The organism is Pedobacter sp. (genome assembly GCF_035317785.1).
Lineage (GTDB): Bacteria > Bacteroidota > Bacteroidia > Sphingobacteriales > Sphingobacteriaceae > Pedobacter.
Genome location: NZ_DATHGC010000387.1, coordinates 1 through 3,075, shown reverse-complemented (window position 1 = coordinate 3,075; position 3,075 = coordinate 1). Strand labels below are relative to the sequence as shown.

Below are 3,075 nucleotides of genomic sequence, written 5' to 3'. Positions count from 1 at the left end.
TACCCCGGTCAGCTCCGAAGAATTTCCGCCAGTTTCATTTCTTTCATTGAGCCATTTAAATTGACCGGCGCCGGTAAAAGTAATGCCTGTGACGGTTCCGGTACTGGCATTGCATGCGGTATTGGTGCTGTTTGCATTTTGGTCATTCAGTTCAATTTTGTTGTCTGTTTCAATTTTGAATACGGCAGATTCAATTGTGCCGCAGGAACTCTCGTCCTTGACCAGGAGTCTATAGCTTCCCTCCGGCAGGTTACTGATGTCTTTGGTATGGCCCATTTCGCTGCCGTTTGCATCAATCCATTTATAAATGATTGTACCTGTTCCCGTGACATTCAGGTCCTTAATGCTGCCGGCAGTGAGACATGTCGCATTCGTCTTCTTCATACCGCTGACGTCTATATTTGGTCCATTTACATTGTTGATGATGTAAGGACCAAATTCTTTAATGCAGCCAGAACCTTCCAGGCCTGTTAGCTTTAACTTGTATTCGCCAGGAGGAACATCTGTGAGTTCACGTTCGTTTCCTGCCACTGTGCCGTTCTTATCAAGCCAGGTGAGTTCCGTGTAGTTGTTGGGGAATAAATTCAATATCGACCCACCATTGCCACAGGAAGCGTGAACAATATTTGGCAAGCCTGTAAATGCCAGCTGGGGTACCTGGTTTTCGACAGTTATCCATTCTGAAAAGACAATACAGCCAAACTGGTTTCCTTTTAGGCGATATCTGCCTGCAGGAAGGTTGGAAACGCTGCCTGCATTTGTTCCCATGATTTGTCCTGCTTCATTTCTCCATTCTACTTTGTCTACGTTGACGGTAAAGACACCTTCGATTTTACCCAGCTTATCGTCACAGGTTTGGTTTGTGATTTTGAGTATCGGCTCTGCCGAACGATAAACATAAATCCTCGGGTCGGAAAATTCGGAACTCAATTGATTCAGTGTAGCTGAAGCCATAACCGAAACACCGCTTTCTATTGCTCCAGGGTATTTCCAGTTACCTGCATTGTCGGCGGTTACGGTTGCAAAGTATCTTTCTGGCTGGCAATTGGTACATTCCGGATCGGTATAAAAGAGTTCAACCCTTGCGCCAGGTGCTGTAGTACCGGCTACATAGGAAGGTGTTTTTTCTTTAAGGAGTACTTCAAGAGGCTTGGCAAACGGGCCAGTATATACATACAGGAACGGTATCCCCGGATTGCAGTAAAAAGAATTGTGGCTGAGCTCAATATTTTTTGCTTCTTCAGCTGTAACCGCGAATAACTCGGTGACATATACCGGGTTGCTATTGGCATTGGTAATGACATTTCCTTCCTGGACTGTTGGTCCCCCAACCAGTACGTGTCCGGTCAGAAACCGGAACCCCATAGCATTATTATTGATTGGCAGTGGTTTGCTTTGGTCTCTGGAGGTGCCAAAGTAGTTTCTTTGAATGATGGCATTTACATTGGTTATACCGGACATGCCAAAGGAGGAACCAAAGACATTGTCACTTACTTCAACGTTAAATGGCCCGGTATGCGTGAAATTTTCTCCGCTAAGGCCATTGTAGATGGAGTTTCTCGCAATGGTCAGGCCTGGTCTTTCTTCGTTGATGTTGGCAGTGAAAAAATTGTTCTTTACGGCAAGTGAAAATGCTCCGCCTCTGCTTCCGGGGAAGTCACCATAGCTAATGTTGAAGATTCCAAAGATCAGGTTTCCTTCTGTCTGGCCTTGGCCGCCGATAATTCCTTTATGGACACGCTTCAAACTGACTCCGCACTCGAAATTATGTGGAATATCAATTCCGTTCTCTTTGACTCCAATGAAGTTATTCGTCATGATGAATTCTTCAATTTCTCCATCTCTTGCTGACACTAGGTTTTGGCTGGTAATACCGTACACTCCGTAAATCACATTGCCTTTGCCGGGTTCGCCGATCTTTATATATCCGTTTGATCCAAAAAAGTACAGACCGCCGATCCTAATTCCTGCGAGGTCAAAGTTTTTGATAATTATGCTATAGAATTCAAAGTGTTCTACATCCAGGATCCTGAATACCGATTGTATTTGAAAAGGTCTGAGTGTAAATTGACTGCCATCAATAATCACCTTAGCTCCATTTACAGAGGCATTCTGACCTGGCTGTGTAGAAGCGTCAATGATTACATCTGTTGTAATGACCGGCAGATCGGAATTGATTTTAATGGTATGATCAGCCGGTGTAAGTCCCGGAAGATTGAAGCGAATCTGATCGATCTCTGCTGATCCATTGGCCGCCGCTAAGGTCAATGCTTCTCTGAGTGTTCCGGCCCCGCTATCTGCATTGCTGGTTACTACAAATACGGCCCCCGATACATTACCGAAAAAAAGGGAAAACAACAGCAACAGCGCTGATTGAACCCTTATTCTGGTTGCATGATTTGAAATTTTTGAGGCATTCTTCATTTGAGCGCTATGGACTGCAAATATAGAGATCCATGTCGGTTTTATCCAACTCGACGATAAGCAAATTGGGTATTTTTAACGGCTGTGTCCTCATTCGAAAACATTTGCATGCGGAACGGTGTTGCTCTCCTATAAAGCTGAAAAAACTAAACTGTAAATCTTAATGGCAGAACATATGAAAAACAATGCAAAATATTTCATACTGATTATAGCGGGTCTTATTTCCTGCAATCCGGCTGGCGAAAAAAAAGTTCAGCCGGGTATTGAAAATCAAAAGGTCGGCGCTGCAGAGAAAGGGTATGCAGACGTAAACGGGCTGAAAATGTATTACGAAGTGCATGGTAAAGGAAAACCCCTTGTACTGATTCATGGCTCCTTTATGACGATACCCTTAAACTGGGCGCACATCATACCCCTGCTGGATAAAGACCGGAAAGTAATCGTAGCTGAAATGCAGGGTCATGGCCGTACAAGAGATATCTCCCGCGAAATTAGTTTCGAAGGTATGGCCGACGATGTGTCGGGCCTGCTCAGGCACCTCAAAATAGATAGCGCAGATATTTTAGGGTATAGCATGGGAGGCGGGGTAGCATTTCAGATGGCAGTGCGCCATCCTGAGCAGGTACGCAGGCTCATCGTGGTGTCTGGTGT

Annotated in this window: 1 protein-coding gene and 1 pseudogene; one reads left to right on the top strand and one right to left on the bottom strand. The window is 44.8% G+C overall.

Annotated features, from left to right (window positions below):
• Window positions 1–2,424, bottom strand: a pseudogene (locus tag VK541_RS24575) (hypothetical protein); the annotation flags it as partial.
• 163 nt (window positions 2,425–2,587) lie between these two features.
• On the opposite strand from VK541_RS24575, the gene VK541_RS24570 reads away from it, so the two are divergent.
• Window positions 2,588–3,075: alpha/beta hydrolase (locus VK541_RS24570; RefSeq protein WP_324373262.1), on the top strand; the 488-nt coding region annotated here is incomplete at its 3' end.